We start from the raw sequence: 25006 nt of genomic DNA, 5'->3' as shown, positions 1-25006 counted from the left end.
TTCGGTAAAGGATTTTCCCCCTAGTGCTGAAATATTGGCTAACTACGATGTATTTTTCGTGGTGGCTTCTGTTGTTATTGCAATATCTGCTTCCCTTATCTCTTTCGTTCTTTCTGCAAAGATGTCGCAAACAGAATTACAAAATGAGCGAGCATTATTGCAGATGAGCGGATGTTTGAATACAAAACGCAAAACATATCGTCGAACTAACGCGTAGTACAAACACAAAGTTAATTGGATGGCTTCATACATGTACTAGGGTGTATTGCACTTCGCTGTACATTTTTGCAAAAAAAAAGCGCCCATTGGGCGCTTTTCTTGAAACCTAGTCTTATCGACGTAGACCTAGACGCTTGATAAGGTCAAGGTAACGCTCTGCGTTCTTGCCTTTAAGGTAGTCTAGAAGCTTACGACGTTGGCTAACCATACGTAGAAGACCACGACGTGAGTGGTGATCTTTCTTGTGATCAGCAAAGTGACCTTGAAGCTTGTTGATGTTGTGAGTAAGCAAAGCAACTTGAACTTCTGGTGAACCAGTGTCGCCTTCTTTAACGCCGTACTCAGCAATGATTTTTGCGGTTTCTGCTTTAGTTAGTGACATATCATTCTCCTAATATTAATGCTTCGCCGATCACTAATTCAGCAAAGCGGAATGAGCGCCGTATTATAATGACGTTTACAGACTTAGCAAGCCATAAACCGTCTTTATTTACCGGCGCAGCTACAATGGATAAACAACTCGACGTTTTGGGTTAACAAACACTTCTTGTTTAGGGATACCTTGGTCTTTCGGGTCAAGAACCCCTTCCCCTACACCTAAGAAAACACCACTGGTATCGTCGCCATGGTAAACGCGGTAAGACACGCCTTCACCCAGCGCTTCGCTACAAACCCCTTTTACTGATTGGCCGTTATCAAAACGGTTTCTTTCAGCGTCGTTTATGGTCACAAATGGCAAACGACTTACAGCGGTATCCATAGGAATTAATAAGTCATCCAGCGCTTTAAAGTCACCTTCTTCCAGTGATTCCTGAATTTCAATTAACTTATCCAGCGAGACCATTTTATCCGTAGGATAGTCTGCTACTTCCGTACGGTGTAAGCGAGTCACGTAGGCGCCACAGCCAAGGTTCTGACCTAAATCATCTACGATAGAGCGAATATAGGTGCCTTTGCTGCATTTAATGCGCATTTCTACAAACGGCAGTTCAATACGCAGTACATCCAGTTCATACACTTCAATATCGCGGGGTTCCCGCTCAATTTCTATGCCTTGACGTGCATAGTGATAAAGCGGCTTACCTTGATGTTTAAGCGCTGAGAACATGGATGGAATTTGTTTGCTCTTACCTAGAAACGCCAAGCACGCATCACGTACTTGTTCTTCGCTTACATCAACAGGCTTTTCTTCAACCACTTCGCCATCGGCGTCAGACGTGGTGGTGCGAACACCCAGTTGAGCAGTTACCTCGTAGGTCTTTTCTGCATCCAGAAGAAACTGAGAAAACTTCGTAGCTTCACCCAAGCACAGCGGCAACATGCCACTGGCAAGTGGATCAAGTGCGCCTGTATGCCCGGCCTTCGCAGCTTTGTACAGCCAGCGCACTTTTTGAAGCAATTGGTTAGATGACCCACCAAGCGGTTTATCAAGCAATACTATGCCGTTAATCTCACGGCCTTTACGACGTCTTGCCATTTACTCCTGCTCTTGTGGATCGTCTTTATCGCGCTTTGACTCATCTTTTGCGATGGTCTGAGACACAAGATTAGAGATACGCATACCTTCAACAATCGATTTATCTTCAAAGAAGTGAAGATCAGGCACTGAGCGCATGCGAATACGTTTAGCTAGAATACTGCGAATAAACTTTTTGTATTCTGCCAGTTGTTTAATTTGCGCTTTACCTTCTTCTTCGGTGCTGTTGTAGATAGTCACAAAGATTTTTGCATGCGCTAGGTCACGCGACACATCTACGTCAGAAACCGTGATCAAGGGCATGTCGCCAACGCGGTGCTTGTATTCATTTTGCAGAATGCTCGCCACTTCTTTATGGACTTGCTGAGCGACTCTGTCGGTACGTGAAAATTCACGGGCCATTATACTCTCCTTTCCTTATTTAACGCTGGGCATGCGTGAAGCCTGTTTACTGTATACAGACAAAAACGGGAGCACTCGGCCCCCGTTTTTCACATGCCGAATTAACTAAGGCAATTAAATTTCGCGCTTAACCTCAACGATTTCGAAGACCTCGATTTGGTCGCCTACTTTCACGTCGTTGTAGTTCTTAACGCCGATACCACATTCCATACCGCTACGTACTTCTTGTACGTCATCTTTAAAGCGACGCAGTGACTCTAGTTCACCTTCGTAAATTACTACGTTGTCGCGAAGTACACGGATTGGGTTGCTACGCTTAACGTTACCTTCAGTAACCATACAGCCCGCAATTGCGCCCAGTTTCGGTGACTTAAATACGTCACGTACTTCTGCAAGACCAATGATTTCCTGCTTGAATTCTGGTGCAAGCATACCACTCATGGCCGCTTTCACTTCGTCAATTAGGTTATAGATAACGCTGTAGTAACGTAAATCAATTTCTTCAGCTTCTAGTACGCGACGCGCTGTTGCATCGGCACGAACGTTAAAGCCTAGTACGATAGCGCCTGATGCAGCCGCAAGGGTTGCGTCAGTCTCAGTGATACCACCTACACCACTACCTACAATGTTCACTTTTACTTCAGAAGTAGAAAGCTTAACAAGTGATTCAGAAATTGCTTCTACAGAACCCTGTACGTCAGCTTTAAGTACGATGTTAAGTTCGCTAACGTCACCTGATTCCATGTTCGCAAACATGTTTTCAAGTTTCGCTTTCTGCTGACGAGCAAGTTTAAGTTCACGTTTCTTCTGATGACGTTTCGCTGCTACTTCACGCGCTTTACGCTCGTCTTTAACAACGGCTGCGTCTTCACCCGCTACCGGAACACCAGACAGACCAAGTACTTCCACAGGCGTAGAAGGACCAGCAATCTTAATTTCATTACCGTTTTCGTCACGCATTGCACGAACACGGCCGTATTCTTCACCACAAAGTAGAATGTCACCAGCGCGTAATTGGCCTTCTTGAACCAATACAGATGCTACTGGACCACGGCCTTTATCAAGGCGAGATTCAATAACAATACCGCGACCTGGGCCTTCAGCTACTGCTTTAAGGTCTAGAACTTCAGCTTGTAGAACGATAGCTTCAAGCAGTTCGTCTACGCCCATACCTGTTTTCGCAGAAACGTTACAGAACTGGTGCTCACCGCCCCACTCTTCTGAGATAACTTCTAGTTGAGATAGCTCAGTTTTAACGCGATCCGGGTCAGCTGTTTCTTTATCCATTTTGTTCACTGCAACGATAAGAGGTACGCCAGCAGCGCGAGCGTGCTGTACCGCTTCTTTCGTTTGAGGCATTACGCCGTCATCTGCAGCAACTACAAGAATAACGATATCCGTCGCCGTAGCACCACGAGCACGCATTGCGGTAAATGCGGCGTGTCCAGGTGTATCTAGGAACGTGATTTCGCCATTTTCTGTTTCTACTTTATATGCACCAATGTGCTGGGTAATACCACCGGCTTCACCGTCTGCAACTTTCGCGCGACGAATGTAGTCAAGCAATGAGGTTTTACCGTGGTCAACGTGACCCATGATGGTTACAACAGGTGCACGAGTGGTTTTTTCACCGCCAGTGCCATCTGCCAACAACTCATCTTCAAGCGCATTGTCGTTAACAAGCTCGTACTTATGGCCCATTTCTTCAATCACTAGTACCGCAGTATCTTGGTCTAGTACTTGGTTAATGGTTGCCATCTCGCCCATCTTCATCATCGTTTTGATAACTTCGTTAGACTTAATAGCAAGCTTACTTGCTAGTTCGCCAACGGTGATGGTTGCGCCAAGCTTAACAACACGCTCTACAGGTGCAGCTGGCTTGTTAAAGCCTTGCTTAAGGTGCTCACCCGCGTTTTTCTTCGACTTACGACGACGGCGTGATGAACGCTCAACCTGCATGTCTTCTTCGTCTTCCGCTTCTTGCGCGTAACGGTTAGAGTGCAAGTGAACTTCTTCAGCTTCTGCTTTTTTACGACGCTCTTCTTCTTCTTTCCAGCGACGCTCGTTTTCTTCAGCAAGCTTGCGCGCTTCGTCAGCCGCTTTCTTCGCGTCTTCTTCAAGCTTCTTCTGCGCTTCTTCTTCTTGCGCTTTACGCAGACGCTCTTCTTCCTGACGCGCAGCTTCAGCTTCAGCTTTTTCAGCTTCAGTCAGTTCTGGCTCGTCTGCCTTACGTGCTTCAGCTTCTTTCTTTGCTTGTTCTGCACGGCGGGCACGCTCTTCTTCAGCGGCTTTCTTCGCTTCTTCAGCTTTACGCGCTTTCTCTTCAGCGGCTTTTTTCGCTTCAGCTGCTGCTTTTTCTTCCGCTTCGCGCTTCAGACGAGCTTCTTCTTCAAGACGCTTCGCCTCTTCTTCCGCTTGACGCTGCTGTTCTTCAACATCGCTACGCTTAACGTAAGTGCGCTTTTTACGTACTTCTACTTTCACTTCTTTAGACTTACCAACACTTAACGTGCTTGTTGTCTTACGCTTAAGTGTCATACGCGTTGGTTCAGCTGCGCTGCCGTGTTGCTTACTTAAATGATCCAATAGTTTTTGTTTCTCGTCTTCGTTTACCTGAGCGCCGGCACTCTTAGTGATACCCGCGTCTTTAAACTGGCCAACCAATCGGTCAACGGTCGTACCAATGTCGCTGGCGAGCTTTTCAATAGATACATCTGCCATTACGTAATTTTCCCCCTGTTGACCTTACTCTTCTTCACTGAACCATACGATATTACGAGCCGCCATGATTAACGCACCGGCTTTCTCTTCGTCTAGTTCATCGATATCACTGATATCATCGGTACCTTGTTCTGCTAATTCTTCCAGGTCGGTAACACCGCGGCTGGCCAACACATAGGCCACGTGTTTACTCATACCTTCAAGATTTAATAAGGCTTCTGTAGGCTCTGCACCTTCAAGCGATTCTTCGTTCGCCAGTGCACGCGTGGTTAGGAAAGCGCGCGCTCTGTTGCGCAGCTCTTCAACCATTTCTTCATCTAACCCTTCAACCGCTAGAAGCTCACTTGCAGGCACGTATGCCACTTCTTCTAACGTTGTAAAGCCTTCATCTACCAAGACAGACGCGAATTCTTCGTCAATGTCCAAACCAGCAGTAAATAGATCAAGTACCTTCGCGTTTTCTTCTTCGTGCTTCTTGTTGAGATCTTCAACCGTCATCACGTTAAGTTCCCAGCCTGTAAGCTGGCTAGCTAGGCGAACGTTTTGACCACTACGGCCAATCGCCTGTGCTAGGTTGTCTGCTTCAACCGCTACGTCCATGCTGTTGCTGTCTTCATCAACAACGATTGACGCCACTTCGGCGGGAGCCATAGCATTGATAACGAATTGCGCTGGGTTTTCGTCCCATAACACGATATCAACACGTTCACCGCCAAGTTCCCCTGATACGGCTTGTACACGTGAACCACGCATACCAACGCACGCACCAACCGGGTCTAAGCGTTTGTCATTAGTTTTAACCGCAATCTTTGCACGAGAACCTGGGTCACGCGCTGCAGATTTAATTTCTAGTGTCTCTTCCGCAATTTCTGGTACTTCCAGACGGAAAAGCTCAACTAGCATGTCTGGGTGCGTACGGCTAATAAATAGCTGTGCGCCACGAGCTTCTGGACGAATAACGTAAAGAAGGCCACGTACACGGTCGCCCGGACGGAAAGTTTCACGAGGAAGCATGTCATCGCGGTAGATAACACCTTCAGCGTTGTTACCTAAGTCGATGATGATGTTGTCGCGGTTTACTTTCTTAACCGTACCTGTAACCAGCTCACCTACTTTGTCTTCGTACTCAGCAATCATTTGCTGACGCTCAGCTTCACGTACTTTTTGTACAATCACTTGCTTTGCGGTCTGCGTAGTTATGCGGTCGAATTTAATAGATTCAATCTGTTCTTCCACATAATCGCCGAGTTGTATCTCTGGTTCGTCGATTTGTGCAGCAGAAATCGTAATTTCAGCAAATGGGTTTTCCTGTTCTTGATCATCAGGGATAACCAACCAGCGACGGAATGTATCAAAGTCACCAGACGTTCTGTCGATGCTTACACGAACTTCAATTTCGCCTTCGTTTTTCTTTTTTGTTGCACTAGCGATCGCAAACTCTAGCGCTTCAAAAATTTTCTCTCTAGGCACTTGTTTTTCATTTGAAACGGCTTCCGCCACTAACAAAATTTCTTTATTCATTTTCGCCTCTCTTTTGCTTTCGTCGATGAAAGCAGAGCTGTTCCGTTAATCGAACGTGGGAACAACGTTACCTTTTTCGATATTCGCCACAGCTAACTGGAACTGCTGGCCATCCACTTCAATACTTACGATGCCATTTTCGCACGCGAGTACTTTGCCTTTAAAATTACGTCTGTCATCCATTGGCATAGACAAACGAATTTGAACCACTTCACCCACAGACTCGATATAGTGCTTCTCTTTGAAAAGCGGTCTGTCCATACCCGGTGATGACACTTCCAAGTTGTATTCAGTGCTAATTGGATCTTCAACGTCCAAAATTGCGCTAACCTGATGACTTACATCTGCACAATCATCAACGGTAATACCGTTTTCATGATCAATAAAAACGCGAAGAATAGAATGCTTCCCCGCTCGTACAAACTCGATCCCAACCAACTCAAAACCCAGTGCTTCAACACCTGGCTCTAGCATTTCGGTTAGTTTCTCTTCAAGTTTTGCCAATGCAAACCTCCAAAAACGAAAAAAGGGCCTAAAGCCCACCTGTCATCACCCGGCTCAGCGAGGCTGACTCCAGGTTTTAATACAACAAAAAGCCCCGGACTAGCGGGGCTTTTATTAAAATTCTGAACCCATACCTGCCAACAAGGGCAGTTGCAAACCTATGGGTAAAACCACCGTTAGGTGATAGCTTGCTAATGATAAGTGCGTTACTTTCCTGTACTGAGGGAGCCCGCTCTCATCACTTAATGAGCACATTATACGTATAGCCGTCGCATTAAGCAACAGCCAATAGGCGCACACACTGGAGGGTATCGATTTTTTCTGTGTAAAATTCGGCCTGCATGAAAGTATTTTAATTGCCGTTTAGTCCAGCAGACTTAGTCTTCGTCTTTAAATGTCGCTTTAATATCAAGAATTTTAGGCATAATTTCTATCATCAAATCGACAAGTCTGGGTTCGAAATGCTTTCCCTTTTGGCTTTGAAGAAAATCTACCGTTTTTTCAATACTCCAGGCGTCTTTATAAGGACGTTTGCTGGTTAAGGCATCGAACACATCAGCAATGGCGCAAATACGCCCCTCAATGGGAATATCTTCACCCGCAAGCCCTTTAGGATAGCCTGACCCGTCCCATTTTTCATGGTGGGTAAGCGAAACAGACTTTGCAACTTTCAACAACAAAGAATCGCCGCAATCACCAATGATTTCCGCACCAATCTCAGGGTGGTTTTTCATGGTGGCAAACTCTTCGTCTGTCAGCTTCCCTGGTTTCAACATTATACTATCAGCAATACCAATTTTGCCGATGTCGTGCATCGGTGCAGCATGAAGCAGAATTTCAGCCTGTTTATCTGTAAGTCCATAGGCAAGCGCAAGCTCTTTCGAATAATGGCTCATGCGCATGACATGCATCCCCGTCTCATTGTCTTTATATTCCGCCGCTCTACCTAAACGCTGTACAACTTGTAAACGGCTATCAAGTAGCTCGTCAGCTTGCACCAAACTGAGGTGGGTTTTAACCCGCGCTTTTACGATGGCCGGAGATATAGGCTTAGTAATGTAGTCCACAGCGCCCGCTTCGAAGCCTTCCGTTTCTTCGTGTTCATCATTTAAGGCGGTGACGAATATAACGGGAATGTGCCTTGTATCTGCTTGCTGTTTAAGCTGGCGGCATACTTCAAAACCCGTCAGTCCTGGCATCATAACGTCAAGCAATATCAAATTTGGCTGTCTAGTCTCAGTGAGCTTTAACGCTTCTTCGCCATTTCTCGCAAAAATAAGCTGATAATCATTAGCGAGAAGTTGCTTTAAAACCCTTAGGTTTACTGGCTCATCGTCAACGAGTAATAAAGTAGGTTTTGTGATTTCAATATTTAACATGCCGCGTCTCTTGGCTACTTTAATTCTTGTATCAATGTAGAGATGCGCTCATGCGCCAACTCGAACTCAAAATCATCGATATCTAAGAGAATTTGAGTTATCTGTTCTTTGTGACTAGAACACCCAACCTCGCGTAAAAATGACAATTCATCTTCATCTACCATGTTTTGCTCTACACTATCGAGCATAGCTTCCAGATGACTAAGCAGCAACGCATTGTCGATACTTTCATTAATTGCATTCTCGGCGTACAGTGGCGATTCACTTAGCATTAATTCGATTCTTTCTAGCGCATCGCGAAGACGATTGATCTCTTCAATATTCACTGTCGATTTTAAAGCCTGCGCTTCAATTTCTCTGGTGGTATGGTAAAAAGTGGTTAAACAGAGGTTACCTGACGTTCCTTTCAATCCGTGGGACAGCGTAGCGACAGCTTTGTAATCTTCACGAATAGCCGCTCCCATTAGCTCATCTATCTTATCTCTGCATGTTGATGAGAATTTATCAACTTCTTGTAAGATGGCTTCTTCACTTCCCCACAAATCCACCGCTTTTTTCAAATCCAATACATTTTTATCGACTTTATGCGATGATTCAGATGTGCCAATTACTGGATTTTCCTTGGCATTATCTATCACGTTTGTATCTATATTGAGTACGCGAGCCACCTCTTCCATCAGCTGTGCAAAATCGACTGGCTTGTTGGCAAAGCCTTCCATGCCTGCTTGCTGTGCAGCATGCTTATCTTGCACCAATACGCTAGCTGTCAGCGCAACAATGGGCGTAGGAGGTAAGCTATTTTCCTTTTCAAATTCTCGACGCTGTTTGGCTGCTTCCAAACCGTCTAGCTTGGGCATCTGTAAATCCATTAGCACAACATCATATGACTGTGATTGCATTTTCTCAAATGCAATCAAACCATCAGTTGCGGTATCTACATTATGACCAGCCCGCTTCAATAACAATGAAAGAAGCTCTAGATTTTGTTGGACGTCATCGACAACAAGTACATTTAATGTGGTTTCTATTCGCGTAGCTTTTGACGTTGTGTCACTCGAAATATGCTCATCTATTTCCACAACTTTCAGCGGAAGTCTAAATGTAAATGTTGTGCCTTTGCCTTTTTCACTGCGTGCGAAAATACTCCCGCCCATCAGTTCGACCAACTGCTTGGAAATAGTAGTGCCAAGCCCCGTGCCACCGTATTTTCTACTCATTGACGCATCGGCTTGCGTAAATGGATCGAATACGCGTTCCACTTGCTCTTGCGTCATGCCAATACCCGTATCTGACACATCAAAGTACACAAATTTATCGTCGCTTTTTACGTTAATTGTCACCTCACCTTCGTGGGTAAATTTAACTGCGTTACCAATAAGGTTGTTGAGTACCTGACGCATGCGCTCGGGTACGCCTCTATACCCATTAGCTACTGAATCGTCCACATTGAGTACAAGTCCAACTTTCTTGCGTTTAGCTTCTAACCAAAATGTAGAAATGACCAAATCTAACTCTTCGCGAATAAGAAAATCGCGATAATCCAAGTCGAGCTTTCCTTTATCTAGCTTAGCACTATCGAGGATGTCGTTAAGAAGGTGGAGTAATGAACGAGCAGAGCGATTAATGGTAGTAAGGTGGGATTTCTGCTCTTCCCGAAGCGACTCGCCTAACATCAAGTCACTAAAACCAATAATTGCATTCATTGGCGTTCTAATTTCGTGGCTCATATTCGCTAGAAAAGCAGTACGTGCGGCGGCGGCTTGTTCAGCTTTTTCCTTTGCTGCTTTTAGCTCATTTTCCATGACTTTTCTGTGCGTAATGTCAGATATGAAGCCGTCGACATACAGTACCATGCCTTCGTCATCTTTAACCTGAACGCCATGCTCTGTAACCCACTTAACTTCGCCAGATTTCGCAATAATTCTATATTCATGTGAAAATTCTCCTACCTCAGGGCTTATGGTAGAGAGACGTTCAGCATCCTCAGGATGGTAGAGATCAGCAAATGAGCGTTTCGGATTAGGTAAAGTAAAATCCTCCGGCGGGTAGCCAGTGACCTCTAATACAGCGTCACTGATAAATACCATAGGCCAGCCTGGCATATTCAAGCAGCGATACGCCATACCGGGAATGTTTGAAATAAGGCTTCTAAACTTAGCCTCACTTTCACGCAAAGCATCTTCCATTTCTTTGCGTTTACGCAAATCAGAAGCAAACGCCACGAAAACAGGCTTCCCTTCAACTTTTGCATAACCTACCCCTACACTAACGGGTATTCTCTCGCCATCTTTACGTAAAACTTCAACTTCCCTGCCAGCGCCAATAATTTGTTCTGTTGGTACTACCCGCTGACTAAAAAAGTCATCACCGTATAAGTGGCGTCTCTCAGGCGTCACAATGTCGAGCGCGTGCATACCGATAATTTCTTGCTGAGTGTAACCATAGATACGTTCAACAGCAGGATTCGCGGTTTTGATAATACCTTTATCATCTACAGTAAGGATAGCATCGACAGCAGTATCTGTTATCGCGCTTTGAATGCGCTCACTCTCGATGGCACGAACCATTACATCGCGGTATTTAAAGAGCAAGCTAATGCCCAGTACCATAGTGATGAGTATCAAAGTAACAATAGCAATGGAAATAGCGAGGAAAACCGCTATATCTGAGGACTGACCGGAAGTTTCCATGCCAGGTGGTAACACGAACCTAGCAGCTGCCATACCGGTATAGTGCATACCAGAAATGGCCAAGCCCATAATAATACTGGCTAGCAATACATGTTTACCTAACAGTCTCTTAGCTTTAGTCGCAGCAGTAATACCAAACTTAATCCAGAGTGACAGCATGGCTAAACACACAGCGACTACAATAGAAAGAGCAAACATACCGAGGTCATAACGAAGAAGCGGTGCCATTTCCATAGCGGCCATACCACTATAGTGCATGGTGCCAATACCGGCACCTACCAGTACACCGCCTATCATTATTTCAGCGAGGCTAATACGGGACTTAGTTAAAAGGTGAAGCGCCACCCAAGCAGCGGCAAACCCGGGAACGGCAGAGAGCCCAGTAATGAGTGGATCATAGTCAACGGGCAGACATAAATCAAAAGCGGTCATCCCTAAGAAATGCATAGACCAAATACCACCGCCTAATGCAACGCTGCCGGTGCCTAATAAGGTATTTCGTCGAAGTTTGTGTTCGGTGATCGCGGCTTGCCCTGCCACATTAAACGCCATATATGAAGCAAACACAGCCACCATAAGCGATAGAATGACCAAAGGAACATGATAAGCACCTTCTATTAAGGTGGCGTGTTCTTCAAAAGTAAAAAAACGGGATATCATAACGCGGCCATACTACCTATTAATCTAATTTCTAATGGTGCGACAGCTATAACTTAGCACATTCACATATGAAGTGCGGTTATCAATTCGTAGCAATTAATTCAAGATTATCGTGTAAAACAAGAAGTCAAAGTGTTTTTTTGCTGAAAAGAAAAAACCCAGCAAAAGCTGGGTTTTTAAAGTGGTTGCGGGAGCAGGATTTGAACCTACGACCTTCGGGTTATGAGCCCGACGAGCTACCAGACTGCTCCATCCCGCGACTGTACGGTAAAGCTTGCGATTGCAATGCTTTGTAATTCTGGTTATTTTCTTGGTTGCGGGAGCAGGATTTGAACCTACGACCTTCGGGTTATGAGCCCGACGAGCTACCAGACTGCTCCATCCCGCGCTTGTACGGTAAAGCTTGCGATTGCAATGCTTTGTAATTCTGGTTTTCAAATTGGTTGCGGGAGCAGGATTTGAACCTACGACCTTCGGGTTATGAGCCCGACGAGCTACCAGACTGCTCCATCCCGCGATTGTACGGTAAAGCTTGCCTTTGCAATGCTTTGAAATTCTGGTTTTTTTATGTGGTTGCGGGAGCAGGATTTGAACCTACGACCTTCGGGTTATGAGCCCGACGAGCTACCAGACTGCTCCATCCCGCGCCAGAAAATTATTGTTGTAAGCGCGTCATTTAATGCCTCGCTTCAACGTGGTGCGTATTATACATAGGGACTTTCGCAACACAAGTACCAGCATGCGAAATATTTCATTTTTCTGACTGTTAGCGGTTTAATTGACCAACATGAACAAAGTTAATACGAATTAACCGATTTTCAGCTCCTATTTACACACGTAGATTCAAGCTATTTAAATTTTTCCATTTTTTCAGCCAACGAAAAATCTAATTCTGTTAGCCCACCAGCGTCGTGCGTAGTCAATGTTACTTCTACTTTATTATAAACATTGAACCACTCCGGATGATGCTTTAGCTTTTCCGCCCAAATCGCAATTTGAGACATCCACCCAAAAGCTCGGATAAAGCTCTTAAACATAAACGTCTTTTTGATAGTGTCTCCACTTTGCTCCCATGGTGTGTCATCGGAAACCAGTTCATTGAGCGCTTTCAATTTTTCGTTAATTTCATTATCAGACAGCTTCGTCGCCATTCTTATCTCCTTCAATCACTGATGATTACGTAAAAGTCTTACCTACTACGAGATACTTTAATCGATTGGTTTAACATTAGAAGAGACTGGAGACAAAATCACAAAGAGGAGTGGAGGCTAAGGTTTACAAAAAGCCACCCTTTAACTTCTATAGTCAAAGGGGGGCGATACTTCTACCTTATTAACAGATTAGAACTCGATAGCTAAGCGCGCATAGATTTGACGACCTCGTGGATCGTGAACCTTAGAGTCAAACCCGCTGTTAGTGAATAGCTGTGGAGGCTCTTCGTCGAACATGTTAATTGCGCCTAACGTCAATACATAACTTTGTTCTGTATCATATAAGCCACCTAAGTCGATGTTGTATTGAGCATCTACCGTCAAGTGACTATCCACTTCGTAATAGCCACCTGAACAACCACCCACGTTAGCATTACCGTCCGCGCAATTTTGATCATCGTCATACGATGAGATGTAGCGAAGGAAGATATTGGCTGCATGAATATCGTTTTGCCAAGCCAGCCCCAAGTTCGCACGTAATTCAGGTGAAGACACTCCAATGTTATTGAAGTTACGGCGTCCAGCACCATCAATGTTTCCTGCCTGTGGGTCCATCAAGTCATACTTAGTGATGTAGGTCGCATTCAACGTAGGTGTAAAGTTACCGAAGTCTGTCTCTATTTTATAACTGGTTACAAAATCAATACCCGATGTTTCCATAGAACTCGCGTTAACATACGTGTTATTTACTTGAAGAACAGGCCCAGTCATCGGGTCTCCAGCACGGATAACGCGGTCTGGATTAGTCGGGTCTTCATTTAGTACCGCCTGCGCGTTCTCTTGAATGATTAGGTCTTCAAACTCGAAATTCCAATAATCAACTTCAACAGAAAAGTCTCTGAAAGGCTCGTATGAGAAGCCAATATTATAGGCTGTCGACTCTTCGGGTTTTAGCTCTTCATTACCCGATGTTCTAACAGCCACAAATGCCGTAGCACCTTGAACGGGGTCAATAAGCTGTTGCAACGACGTTGCGCCACCTTGTGCTAAGAACACTGTTGGCGCTCTAAACGACGTAGATATCGAGCCGCGAAGTGAAAACTCATCAGTCGCACGCCACGATATCGCTAACTTTGGATCCACCGTACTTCCAATGGTACCGCCGTAATCTTCATAACGAACCGCTAGTTGAACATCTAACTCGTCATTTATTGGTAATGCAAGTTCACCGAACGCTGCCCATACATCCTGGCTACCATCAATATCAGGGTTGCCGATAACGAATGTGAAACTGTCTTGGTTAGCAAGATCATCGTAATCTTGGCTAAGCTGGTTTTCACGATATTGAACACCCAAAGCTAACGCCGCAAAGCCACCGCCCATTTCGAACACATCAAACGATGTAATCGCTTCGAAAACTTCAAGGTCCGCTTTAGAGTCAATCACTTCGGTTCCCGTAAAGGAGCTAACCACATAATCAGAGTTAGGTGCCGTTGTGTAAGACGTTGCAAATGGATTGAAGAATTCGCAATCCCCTACCCCTGGCGTTCCTGCGATAGGATCACAATTAGAGCCACCTAGACCGTATAGCGCAAGCTGAAACTCGGTATTTAGTACGTCAGGAACCCTAAATACAAAATCGTTAACCGCACGTGTATAGCTTACTTCCCAGAACCCAGTATCTGTCACACCTTGTAAACTGGTGCTAAAGCGAAAGGTATCTGATTCGGTATTAGCTGGGTCACCAGGGAAGCCGTTACCTTCAGCGCGGCCGAAGAAAGCAACAGGCTGACCAAATGGATTCTGCGGATGGTAATCCGGAACAATTGGAGAGGTTAAAATTGGGAAGCTCGGTGCTCCACCACGTTCTGCACGGTTTCTCGCTAAACTGAATTCAGCCGACCATGTAATATCGTTATCGAACTCGTAGTCTGCACGTACATAAGCATTTGTTCGGCTCTCATCGGCAACATATGAATAGAATTTACCGAAATCAAAACCGCAAAAACCAATTTCTAAACCTGGCACTGTACCACTTGGCGCAAGTAAATCGGGTGCGCCACCAAACTCCTCACATCCGTAAGGGTCGATAATAGGCAGTGCCCCTGCACCTGGGATATTTAAGAAGAAAGAGCCTGGGTTACCCAGAGCACTTGTATCGTCTTGGGGACGACTTAGTCGTCTATCGCTGAGAAAAAGCGGCGAACGGTTGGTATAGCTTATCGCCGCTAGTACGCTTCCGTTATCTCCGGTTGCGCCCCATAAACCTTGTAAAATGTATTCTTTGTTGTCGCCATGCGCACCATCTTGATAGTCAAGGCTTACCATTGCTCCGTCATAATTGCGTTTGGTGATAAAGTTAACGACACCTGCAACGGCATCCGAACCATATAGAGCCGACGCACCATCTTTAACTATTTCCATACGATCAATGGCAATCATCGGTACAAGCGAACTGGTATCGACGAAGTTCAGGCCTTCGTTCGTTGGTTGCGCTGTAACGACCTGACGCTTATTGTTAAGTAAAACCAGAGTAGACGCTACGCCTAAACCACGAAGGTTAATATTCGACGTACCCGCTGTTGCGTTTTGCGTAAATGCATCCGGGTTGTTTTCAGCACCCGTGTTAATAGTGAGTGTTTGTGTAATATCCGCAATATTCTTTGCGCCAATCGCGTCGATAGCCACGCTATCTACCACGGCTAGTGGAGAAGGAGATTCGAAGTTTTCGCTACGGCGAACAAAACTACCGGTAACCAAAATGAGTTCTACGTCTTTCTTAGCTTCTTGCTCACTTTCAACGTCTGCTTCTTGGGCTGATGCGATATAAGGAGAGCAAAATAAAGCAGTACCGACCATTGCCGCCACTGCTGTCTTACGCGTTTTAAATTTCATAGTGTGATTCCAAATCTGGGCTTATCACTACCGGCATTACTACCCACACTTTCCGCTAGCGACAGGCTGTTCGATTTCGTGTTGTTATTGTCTGAGGCCATGAACAAATATTGACCTACGCAATTGATACTATGCTTGAATTTCACCTTTGTAAATTTATTGTGAATAATATGTTTACATTAATTTTACACATGGTCTGACCAGATATCCTTTAGGATAAATTGAAGCCTCTCCACTGAATTTAGCCATATCCCAATTGAGAATATGTTTCCCAATATGGGAAATTTATTCATTACGCTTGATTGATCGCGCACCTCAAAAATCAGGCATACCCTCTAACTTTCAATACGTTACAAGATTATTTTGAAAGGAATGATTCTTGAAACATCAGGAACACTTTATATGAAGGTGCACGAGGTCTATGGAGTTTCCAAAAATAGATGAGGTTTATAAATTACTCAGCGAAAAGCTAGAGTCTTGGGTAGAGAGCGGCATTACGCTTCTTCCTAACATTGTTGTCGCATTTTTTATTGCAATAGCCTTTGGCATTATCGCCAAAGTGATCGGCAACGTTGCTGGCAAGATTATGCGCAGAACGTTTGAGTCTCGACAAATTGCAAGCCTCCTCACCTCCATAATCAAATCTATCGTTTTAATAGCGGGAATTTTCATTGCGCTAGACTTTGTTGGCCTCAAAGGTACTGTTACCTCTTTACTTGCAGGCGCAGGTATTGTCGGGTTGGCCATTGGTTTTGCGTTTCAGGACATGACGGAAAACTTCATTGCCGGTGTGGCCATGGGAATTCGAAAACCCTTTGAGATTGGCGACGTCATTGAGGCAGAAGGTGTATTTGGTAACGTAAAGGAAATAAACCTTAGAAACACCTTAGTTGAAACCTTTTATGGTCAACTTGAAGTTATACCCAACAAGATTCTTTTCCGAAATATATTGACCAATTATTCATATCTTGGTTATCGAAGAATAGAGGTCCCTGTAGGCATTTCTTACGCTGATGATATAGAAGAAGCCGCCAAAGTTATTACGGATGCTATGAATGAAAAAGATTATGTCATTAAAAAAGAAGAAACCGCGGTATACGCAGAGTCTTTTGGCGATTCAAGTATCAACCTATTACTGTGGTTTTGGATTCGATATCCAGGAGAGCCTGGATTTATGGTCGTACGCCACGACGCGATTAGTACAGTAAAAACGGTATTAGAAGAAAACGATATTCTTATTCCTTTCCCTATCAGAACATTGGATTTCAATGCTAAAGGGGGAGATAAGCTTAATAGCATGCTTAAAAAGCAGGATGAGAGAAGTTCAAGTAAAGGTAATACAAATTCATCAACTGAGCAGTCTGATGTGAAAGCGGGTGATAACCCTGAGCAACCCGCAGAAGAATGAAACTAACGGAGATGCAAATGGAAATGTTAAATTCAAAAACACTTAAACACGCTTTTTTAGTACTTATACTCGCAGCCAGTTTTGGGAGTTTAGGCGGTTGTGCAACAGTCGAAGGGGCCGGTAAAGATATTCAAAGTGCTGGAGAAGCCATTGAAGAAGGTGCCGAAGAAGCGTCTAACTAACTCGTTTCTGTCGATATAGGTCTTGCCGATAAAGTAGGACTGTGTAGGTAAAAGCCTGACGATCGCTAAACTAGGCCCTGTTGACCTTTGCTATATATCAAAGGTCAACAAACGCCAGCATCTCAGGCTTTTTTATTTTGTGGCACCATGTTTTTGCAATACACGGTGCGACGTATCAACTAGACAACGACATAGTACACACACCGTAGAACGCATTCGGCAATATGCCGTACTAGTCTGTACGGCCACTTTTACTGCGTAAAACAGCAATTTATCAAGGCTTAAGTACCGCGAGCATGAGAAAGCCACCTATTAGCGCTGGGTTCCCATTCGACTTAAGCAGGCAACTTGCCTCTACTTTATAAAGCTTCCCTTGCGCCTTTTCAGTGATTTCGACAAGTTTGAATTGGTATTTAACGGCGTCATTACTTTTTACTGGTTCAAGAAAACGTAACTTATCAATGCCATAATTAATCATCGACGCAATACGTTCGCTTGGCGCGATCACTTCAGCGAATGCTTTAGGCATGAGACTGGCAGTCAAGAAGCCGTGAGCAATTGTTGTTTTAAAGGGACTTTCTTTTTCACAGCGCGCAGCATCTAAATGTATCCACTGGTTATCGCCGGTAGCGTCTGCAAATTGATTGATCATGTCCTGCGTAACCGTCAGCCATTCAGGTTGTTCAAGGATATCTCCCACTGCTAAGTCTAAAAGTGTTTTCATTTTTCAGTCCAATCTCCATTTATTGACGATAAAACTACTATTATTACCTTGAATGTTTCAATTAACTTTTAATAATAGGTATTTATAAATATTCTTGTTACACTAACGTAAATTATTCGTAGATGCTATGTAGCATTGGATCACAGCTTTCGATTAAACGCACCGTGATACAAACTAGCGCCTCTTCATCTATTGGCTTTTTTCAGGGCACTCGCTCTTAAAGGATTAGTTATGAATCTCAATAGAATCGATTTGAACCTTTTTGCAGTATTCGACGCCATTTACACGGCAGGAAGCTTAACCAAGGCAGCAGATGTCTTATGCATTACTCAACCAGCGGTAAGTAACTCTTTAGCAAGGCTAAGAGAAATGCTTAACGACCCGCTGTTCGTTCGTACTGGCCACAGTATGACGCCTACCCCCGTGGCGCAAAATATTATTGTTCCAGCTCGACAAGCCTTAGCCTTACTACGCAGAAGTGTGCAAGAAAGTCATACATTCGACCCTCTCACAGCCGAGAAATCCTTTAACTTTGCCAGCCGTGATTTGCTTGAAGTAAGCATTATGCCTCGACTCATTTCACGTTTGCAGAATCTGGCGCCAAATATCGGGTTAACCAACTACGAGATTCCTAGAAGCCAAGTTGTTTCGGCGATGGCATCGGGCACGTTGGACTTTTACTCAGATGCATCGACATTTACAGACCCTCATTTGTGTAAAGAAAAAATCGCCCAAGACAGACTTGTTGTGTTAGCGCGTAAAAATCATCCTGCGCTCAAAAACGGACTTAACTTAGATACCTTTCTACGATTAGGCCATATTAATGTGTCACAGCGTAAATCTGGTGTGGGCCCAATAGATATTGCGTTAGATAAAATGGGCAAAAGACGCAAGGAAGTTATGCGAGGTCAACATTTTTTAACCGTACCAAGTACGATAGTGAAGACAGACTTAATCGCGTGCCTGCCGTTTCACCTTGCTAAACATTACGATCTAGCGTTGTACGAGGTTCCTTTTGATTTACCGCCTGTAGAGTATTTCCTTTATTGGCACGTAAGCGCCGACCATGATCACGCTCATATGTGGATGCGTGAACAAATAATGGAAGTAGCGAGCAACTATAAACCTCACTAACGCCACTTCTCCAAACAGCGCTCGTTATGGGCGCTTTTTTGTCTCCACATACTTATAAGACCACATACCTAGGTATCGCTTAGAACGTTTTCAAGATTTCATTTTTGTCGTTTAATCCTCTCGAACAAACAAACAAACAATCTATAGAAGTACTTGAGGAATTAACCATGTTGAAAATTGTTAAAACTTCTCTTGTTATCGCAGCGACATTAGGTGTGTCGGGCGTAGCACAGGCTGATGTTAACGAAGCACTAGCGAATATTTGCACTATCGTTCAAGCGGACGATAAAGGCGAACTACGTAAGAAAATGCGTTCAGTCGAATCAGACTACCGTATGAAACTTAAGGACTACTACTCAGCAATTAGCTGTGGCGGTAACAGCCTAATTCGTACAGCACTGCTAAACAATGCTTTAGAAGCTGGCGAGTTACTTGTTAAGAAAATGCCAAAAAGTGATTTAGAAGCACCTGAAGCTGATGGAAAAACACTTCAAGCTTGGGTTGCGGAAAACGGTCTGCAAGACAACCCAATTGCTGCGGTTATCAACGACCGCCTATAAAACAGTTTCACACCATGTGAACCAGTTCAACATGGTTGCAGAGAAATCTGCACTTTAGAAAGCGACCCTCGGGTCGCTTTTTTCTTTTGTATCAGTTGATAAAATTCAATGCATAAAAAAGGAGAGTATTCCCTACTCCCTGAGCCTTTAACGTTGCGATATCGTCATTTGTGGATGCAGGCGTTATTCTGTCTACATACATGGCTTCATATGGCCGATGAAAACCACCAACATCAATGTGAACAATACCCGTTTGAACGTTCTCCACATCATAAGCTGGATCTTTAATGAAGAAGGTGCGCTGATTAGTTGCGATATTAACGAGAGAGTAACGAGCTTTAAGTTGAAAGCAACGCCAGAAAAGCCTGTAGTGGGTGTTGCAGCGGGCGACAACAAACTGCACGCTATAAGAGGCGCTCTGCGATCGAAATTGCTCAATGGGCTCATCACGACAGAACGTACTGCCTCAGCACTGCTTACTTCTTAATTTCGTTCTTTTCTTATTAATAAAATGCCTATTGCGTACATTTTTAATACGCATTAACTTCAACAAAAAGCAAAAAAACAGCATTAACGTTGTTTTTTTGCACTTTATTTGGCTATTTTTTGATCTTCGATTGCAGTTCAACTTAGTTTGCCTACGCCCTTTAATACTAAAGGCTACAGCGCATTTTATACCTGTTACATCTTTAGTCTAACGTATTATTCGATATACCTTGTTATTTGAATGAATGTTTTTCATTCGACCTGATTGTTTTTTAATTAATCCCGAACAGACAAACCGATTAATTAAACAAATATAACGAAGGAAATTTAACCATGTTGAAAATCGTTAAAACTTCTCTAGTCATCGCAGCATCAACATTAGCTTTTTCAAACGCAGCACAAGCAAATGACGTAAACGAGGCACTAGCAAACATCTGTACTATTGTTCAGGCTGACGACAAAGGCGAATTGCGTAAGAAGATGCGTCGCGTACAGTCTGACTTCAAATTAAAGTTACGTGATTATTACTCAGGTGTTTCATGCGGTGGTCAAAGCCTTATCCGCACGGCCTTAACGAACAACGCAGTTGAGGTAGGTACACTGCTTGTTAAGAAAATGCCAAGCAAAGACCTTTCTGAGCCCGAATCAGACGGCAAAACACTTCAAGCGTGGATAGCAGAGCAAGGCTTACAGAGCTCGCCAATTTCTGCTGAGCTTAACGATAGAATCTAAGCACTAATTCACATAGCCATGTGAGTCGATTCAACATGGTTGCAGCGTCAGCTGCAATGAAAGGCCCCGCTACGGGGCCTTTTTACTTTCTGTCTCTTTAAATTTTCACGTTCTTCAACCCAGTGACTTAGGTAATCAAGCTACGGTATGCGTGAGCTCGTAACGCAAGCTCCCCCTTTAGGTATGGTTTGACATACCATGTTATTTTACAACATGTTTTTCAAATAGTTAGATTCGGGTTTAATGCATCTCAACGAACGAACACAATCTTAATAACAACAACCGAAGGAATTTAACCATGTTGAAAATCGTTAAAACTTCTCTAGTAATTGCAGCATCAACTTTAGCTTTTTCTAACGCAGCTCAGGCTAATGACATCAACGAAGCACTTGCAAACATTTGCACGATTGTTCAAGCAGATGACAAGGGCGAACTACGTAAGAAAATGCGTAGCGTTCAATCAGACTACAAACTTAAGCTTCGCGATTACTACTCTGGCATTTCTTGTAACGGCCAAAGCCTAATTCGCACTGCTCTTACTAGCAATGCGGTTGAAGTAGGTACTCTACTGGTTAAGAAAATGCCAAGCAAAGACTTAGCAGAGCCTGAGTCAGACGGTAAGACACTTCAAGCGTGGATTGCTGAACAAGGTCTTCAAAGCTCTCCTATTTCAACAGAGCTTAACGGCAGAATCTAATATAACTAATTAATCACACCATGTGATGTAACGATTCAACATGGTAGCGGCAGGACGCCGCACTGGAGGCCCCTTTTAGGGGCCTCACCCCTTTCTAGAACCCTATAAAATTTATCACTTCTTTTTGTACCCATTCAGGTTTTTCCCTGTGTAACCAGTGCGACGCGTTCGGGATAAATAATGAAGGCTGGCTCCCTCAACATTCACGTACTTTGACACAACCACTGTGCTCACTTCCTCTATGTTGTTTTTAAGAAACAAAAAAGCCGAGCAAAATAACGTATCCAAATGATTATTTGGTTAAATCATTTTCTCGGCTACATTATTTTCTCGGCCTTTCGTACGTCTTTTAGTAACGCACGTGTATTACTTTTATGTCGTTACTCGATAGCGAACATACTCTCTGGCATAGACATCAAGTTGTCTGCGCCTGATTGCATTGCCGAAACCAGTGAGCGAGTACGGGTTAACAAACGGTCAAAGTAGAAGCCCGTTGTTAAGATTTTACTCTTATAAAACTCGGTTTCGGTGCTACCTGCATCAAGCTGTTCTTGTGCTTTCACTGCCATTTTTAGCCAGAAGTAAGCAACGGTGACATAACCTGAATACATTAAGTAATCGACAGACGCTGCACCAATTTCATCTGGGTTCGATGCTGCTGCCTTCCCGATATCCATAGTGATCTGCTGCCACTCGTCAAGATGAGAGTTTAGCGCGTTAGTCCAAGCACTAAACTGAGCGTTGTCACGCAATGAATTACAGTAGTCGCGCACTTCTTGAACAAACACATTAAGCAATTCGCCATTAGAGCCCATTACTTTACGACCTAATAGGTCAACGGCTTGAATACCTGTAGTACCTTCATACATGGTGCAGATACGGGTATCGCGAGCTAGCTGCTCCATACCCCATTCTTTGATAAAGCCGTGGCCGCCATAAACCTGCATACCGTAACTTGTGGCTTCTTGCGCGGTTTCAGTTAAAAAGGCTTTTACGATAGGCGTTAAGAATGCAAGTTTTGCATCCGCAAGTTGCTTCTCAGCCTCGTCGCTACCATACAAAGTAACGTCAACTAACTGCATACAGTAAGCGGCAAGCGCTCGGTTGCCTTCCGCGAACGCTTTCTGCGTTAACAGCATACGACGTACATCAGGGTGCACTATAATAGGATCAGCTGGGCCATCAGGATTTTTACGCCCTGTTAATGAACGGAACTGAATGCGGTCTTTTGCGTAGCGAAGCGCACCTTGGAATGCTGCTTCAGATGATGCCAAGCCTTCTAGACCAGTGCCAATACGTGCGGTATTCATGAACGTAAACATGCAATTTAGGCCGCGGTTTGGTGGCCCAATCAAATAACCTTTTGCACCATCGAAGTTGATCACGCAGGTTGCGCTGGCTTTGATCCCCATTTTATGTTCAATGCTTCCGCATCCTACTGCGTTTCTATCTTGCTTTTCGCCATCTTCAGACACGTTAAACTTAGGCACAACAAATAGTGAAATACCTTTGGTACCCTCTGGCGCATCTGGCAATCGAGCTAACACAATGTGTACGATATTTTCAGACAAGTCGTGTTCACCTGCCGAAATAAAAATCTTCGTTCCTGTTAAGCTGTAGGTACCATCTTCTTGAGGCTCCGCGCGACATTTCAACATGCCAAGGTCTGAACCGCAGTGTGCCTCGGTCAAACACATAGTACCTGTCCACTCACCGCTAACCAGTTTTTCAAGGAACATTTTTTGTAGCAATTCAGAGCCATGGGCTTTTATTGTTGCCATACAGCCCTGGCTTAGACCTGGGTACATCGCCCAAGAATGGTTTGCGCCTGAGAACCACTCAGCAATGATAGATGACAATGAATATGGTAGTGCCTGACCGCCAAATTCCTCAGGGTGAGACATTCCTGGCCATCCGCCCTCAACATACGTTTGATAAGCTTCTTTAAAACCTTTAGGCGTTGTTACTTCACCATCAACCCACTTACACCCTTCTTCATCACCTGATGCATTGATGGGCGCCAGTACGTTCTCTGAAAACTTTGCAGCTTCAGCGAAAATCGCCGACACCAGATCTTCAGATGCTTCGTCGAAACCTAGCTTTTGATAGTGATTTTGATAATTTAGTAGCTCATGTGTTACAAACATGGCGTCACGTTGTGGAGCTTTATAACCTTCCATACCCAATACCTATATTACTTCAAATAGACCAGCAGCGCCCATGCCGCCACCGATACACATGGTGCAAACAACATATTTCGCACCGCGTCGTTTACCTTCGATGAGTGCATGACCCACCATGCGAGCACCGCTCATGCCGTATGGGTGACCAATAGAAATGGCACCACCGTTTACGTTTAATAATTCGTCTGGAATGCCTAACTTATCGCGGCAATAAAGTACCTGTACCGCAAACGCTTCGTTAAGCTCCCATAGACCGATATCGTCCATGGTCAATCCATGCTGCCTTAATAGCTTAGGAATGGCGAACACTGGGCCAATTCCCATTTCATCTGGCTCACAGCCTGCCACTGCAATACCGCGATAAATACCAAGAGGTTGAGCATTGCCTTTTGCCGCTGAGTGCTCATCCATAATCACTGTCGCGCTGGCTCCATCAGAAAGCTGGCTTGCATTACCTGCGGTAATACAACCACCTTCTATCACTGGGTTAAGCGCTTTAAGCCCCTCTAGCGTTGTTTCTGGGCGATTTCCTTCGTCTTTCGACAAGGTCACTTCACGCTCAGAGGTTTCACCTGTTTCTTTATTAAATAAGGCTTGCGTTGCTGTGATAGGTACAATCTCATCATCAAACTTGCCCGCTTCTTGAGCCGCTGCTGTGCGCATTTGGCTTTGGTAACCGTATTCGTCTTGTACGTCACGGCTAATGTTGTAGCGCTTACCCACCACTTCCGCAGTTTGAAGCATTGGCATATAAATATCTTTGTGCTTAGCAACCAGTGCAGGGTCTACTGCACGAAACATATTCATATTTTTGTTTTGCACTAAAGAGATAGAATCTAAGCCACCCGCAACCATAATGTTGGCATCGCCTGTACGAATTGAATTCGCTGCGGTAGCAATGGCATACATGCCAGAACTGCATTGGCGGTCGAGTGTCATGCCCGCTACGGTGACCGGTAAACCACCCGCTAAACCAGCCAAGCGGCCAATATTCATGCCGCCACTGCCTTGGGTTAACGCTGCGCCCATTACCACGTCGTCGACACTGGCAGGGTCGATCCCTGCGCGTGCTACTGCGTTTTGAATAGCATGGCCACCTAATGAAGGGGCTGGTAAATTGTTCAGTGCACCTTTATAAGCGCGCCCGATTGGCGTACGTGCTGTACTTACGATAACTGCATCGCGCATTTTCATATTCCTTTCAGTTGGGCTGAAAGTTCAGCCAAAGTTTAGCTAGGCCTATGTGCTTCCTCTCGAAGTTACCTAGCTTTACCAAATTCG

The 25006-nt window shown here is 44.5% G+C and carries 20 protein-coding genes and 4 tRNA genes; 7 read left to right on the top strand and 17 right to left on the bottom strand.

Annotated elements, in window-relative coordinates; genetic code table 11:
- Positions 1–331: 331 nt before the first annotated feature.
- From rpsO to QME20_RS01265, 14 genes are all read right to left on the bottom strand, one after another.
- Positions 332–601, bottom strand: a complete 270-nt coding sequence (rpsO, locus tag QME20_RS01330; RefSeq protein ID WP_012518257.1) for a 30S ribosomal protein S15 — start codon at positions 599–601, stop codon at positions 332–334.
- 120 nt (positions 602–721) lie between these two features.
- Positions 722–1696 (bottom strand): tRNA pseudouridine(55) synthase TruB, encoded by a 975-nt coding sequence (gene truB, locus QME20_RS01325; RefSeq protein WP_281715290.1) that lies wholly within the window; start codon positions 1694–1696, stop codon positions 722–724.
- On the bottom strand, positions 1697–2098 hold the full coding sequence (gene rbfA, locus QME20_RS01320) for a 30S ribosome-binding factor RbfA (protein WP_014949257.1): 402 nt from the start codon (positions 2096–2098) through the stop codon (positions 1697–1699).
- A gap of 114 nt (positions 2099–2212) precedes the next feature.
- Positions 2213–4819: a translation initiation factor IF-2 gene (gene infB, locus QME20_RS01315; protein WP_281715289.1), complete on the bottom strand. Its 2607-nt coding sequence runs from the start codon at positions 4817–4819 to the stop codon at positions 2213–2215.
- A gap of 24 nt (positions 4820–4843) precedes the next feature.
- Positions 4844–6340 (bottom strand): transcription termination factor NusA, encoded by a 1497-nt coding sequence (gene nusA, locus QME20_RS01310; RefSeq protein WP_014949255.1) that lies wholly within the window; start codon positions 6338–6340, stop codon positions 4844–4846.
- Between the two features lie 45 nt (positions 6341–6385).
- On the bottom strand, positions 6386–6844 hold the full coding sequence (gene rimP, locus QME20_RS01305) for a ribosome maturation factor RimP (protein ID WP_014949254.1): 459 nt from the start codon (positions 6842–6844) through the stop codon (positions 6386–6388).
- A 377-nt stretch (positions 6845–7221) separates the two neighbouring features.
- Positions 7222–8223, bottom strand: a complete 1002-nt coding sequence (locus tag QME20_RS01300; protein ID WP_014976349.1) for a two-component system response regulator — start codon at positions 8221–8223, stop codon at positions 7222–7224.
- Between the two features lie 14 nt (positions 8224–8237).
- Positions 8238–11573, bottom strand: coding sequence for an MHYT domain-containing protein (locus tag QME20_RS01295; protein WP_239219695.1), 3336 nt, complete (start codon positions 11571–11573; stop codon positions 8238–8240).
- Between the two features lie 182 nt (positions 11574–11755).
- A tRNA-Met gene (locus QME20_RS01290) sits at positions 11756–11832 on the bottom strand.
- 52 nt (positions 11833–11884) lie between these two features.
- A tRNA-Met gene (locus QME20_RS01285) sits at positions 11885–11961 on the bottom strand.
- Between the two features lie 52 nt (positions 11962–12013).
- Positions 12014–12090: transfer RNA gene (locus QME20_RS01280), tRNA-Met, on the bottom strand.
- A gap of 53 nt (positions 12091–12143) precedes the next feature.
- Positions 12144–12220, bottom strand: a tRNA-Met gene (locus tag QME20_RS01275).
- A 201-nt stretch (positions 12221–12421) separates the two neighbouring features.
- Positions 12422–12724, bottom strand: a complete 303-nt coding sequence (locus QME20_RS01270; protein ID WP_014949251.1) for a 4a-hydroxytetrahydrobiopterin dehydratase — start codon at positions 12722–12724, stop codon at positions 12422–12424.
- Positions 12725–12913: 189 nt separating this feature from the next.
- Positions 12914–15619: a TonB-dependent receptor gene (locus QME20_RS01265; protein ID WP_281715288.1), complete on the bottom strand. Its 2706-nt coding sequence runs from the start codon at positions 15617–15619 to the stop codon at positions 12914–12916.
- Between the two features lie 421 nt (positions 15620–16040).
- On the opposite strand from QME20_RS01265, the gene QME20_RS01260 reads away from it, so the two are divergent.
- A complete protein-coding gene (locus tag QME20_RS01260; protein WP_168463577.1) occupies positions 16041–17027 on the top strand; it encodes a mechanosensitive ion channel family protein in 987 nt (328 codons plus the stop codon).
- 17 nt (positions 17028–17044) lie between these two features.
- The gene (locus QME20_RS01255) at positions 17045–17209 is read left to right on the top strand and encodes an entericidin A/B family lipoprotein (RefSeq protein ID WP_014949248.1); all 165 of its coding nucleotides are present in this window, start codon (positions 17045–17047) and stop codon (positions 17207–17209) included.
- Between the two features lie 274 nt (positions 17210–17483).
- Here the strand turns inward: QME20_RS01255 and QME20_RS01250 are convergent, their stop codons facing one another.
- The gene (locus tag QME20_RS01250; protein WP_281715287.1) at positions 17484–17933 is read right to left on the bottom strand and encodes a MaoC/PaaZ C-terminal domain-containing protein; all 450 of its coding nucleotides are present in this window, start codon (positions 17931–17933) and stop codon (positions 17484–17486) included.
- A 231-nt stretch (positions 17934–18164) separates the two neighbouring features.
- On the opposite strand from QME20_RS01250, the gene QME20_RS01245 reads away from it, so the two are divergent.
- The 5 genes from QME20_RS01245 (at position 18165) to QME20_RS01225 (ending at position 21542) form a co-directional block, all read left to right on the top strand.
- The gene (locus QME20_RS01245; protein ID WP_061094868.1) at positions 18165–19067 is read left to right on the top strand and encodes a LysR family transcriptional regulator; all 903 of its coding nucleotides are present in this window, start codon (positions 18165–18167) and stop codon (positions 19065–19067) included.
- Positions 19068–19234: 167 nt separating this feature from the next.
- A complete protein-coding gene (locus QME20_RS01240) occupies positions 19235–19627 on the top strand; it encodes a DUF3718 domain-containing protein (protein ID WP_014949240.1) in 393 nt (130 codons plus the stop codon).
- A gap of 217 nt (positions 19628–19844) precedes the next feature.
- Positions 19845–20114 carry a sugar-binding domain-containing protein gene (locus tag QME20_RS01235; RefSeq protein WP_049586643.1) on the top strand — a complete coding sequence of 90 codons (270 nt, stop codon included), beginning with the start codon at positions 19845–19847 and terminating at the stop codon, positions 20112–20114.
- Between the two features lie 332 nt (positions 20115–20446).
- Complete coding sequence (locus QME20_RS01230) at positions 20447–20845, top strand: DUF3718 domain-containing protein (RefSeq protein ID WP_014949235.1); 399 nt, start codon at positions 20447–20449, stop codon at positions 20843–20845.
- 298 nt (positions 20846–21143) lie between these two features.
- The gene (locus tag QME20_RS01225) at positions 21144–21542 is read left to right on the top strand and encodes a DUF3718 domain-containing protein (RefSeq protein ID WP_014949234.1); all 399 of its coding nucleotides are present in this window, start codon (positions 21144–21146) and stop codon (positions 21540–21542) included.
- Between the two features lie 380 nt (positions 21543–21922).
- On the opposite strand, the gene QME20_RS01220 is transcribed toward QME20_RS01225, so the two are convergent.
- Positions 21923–23722: an acyl-CoA dehydrogenase C-terminal domain-containing protein gene (locus QME20_RS01220; RefSeq protein ID WP_014949232.1), complete on the bottom strand. Its 1800-nt coding sequence runs from the start codon at positions 23720–23722 to the stop codon at positions 21923–21925.
- Between the two features lie 9 nt (positions 23723–23731).
- A complete protein-coding gene (locus QME20_RS01215; RefSeq protein WP_281715286.1) occupies positions 23732–24913 on the bottom strand; it encodes an acetyl-CoA C-acyltransferase in 1182 nt (393 codons plus the stop codon).
- Positions 24914–25006 lie beyond the last annotated feature (93 nt).

It is taken from the genome of Alteromonas sp. CyTr2 (assembly GCF_947311905.1).
Classification (GTDB): domain Bacteria; phylum Pseudomonadota; class Gammaproteobacteria; order Enterobacterales; family Alteromonadaceae; genus Alteromonas; species Alteromonas macleodii.
The sequence above is the reverse complement of the archived record's forward strand: the minus strand, read 5'-3'. Positions and strand labels throughout refer to the sequence as shown.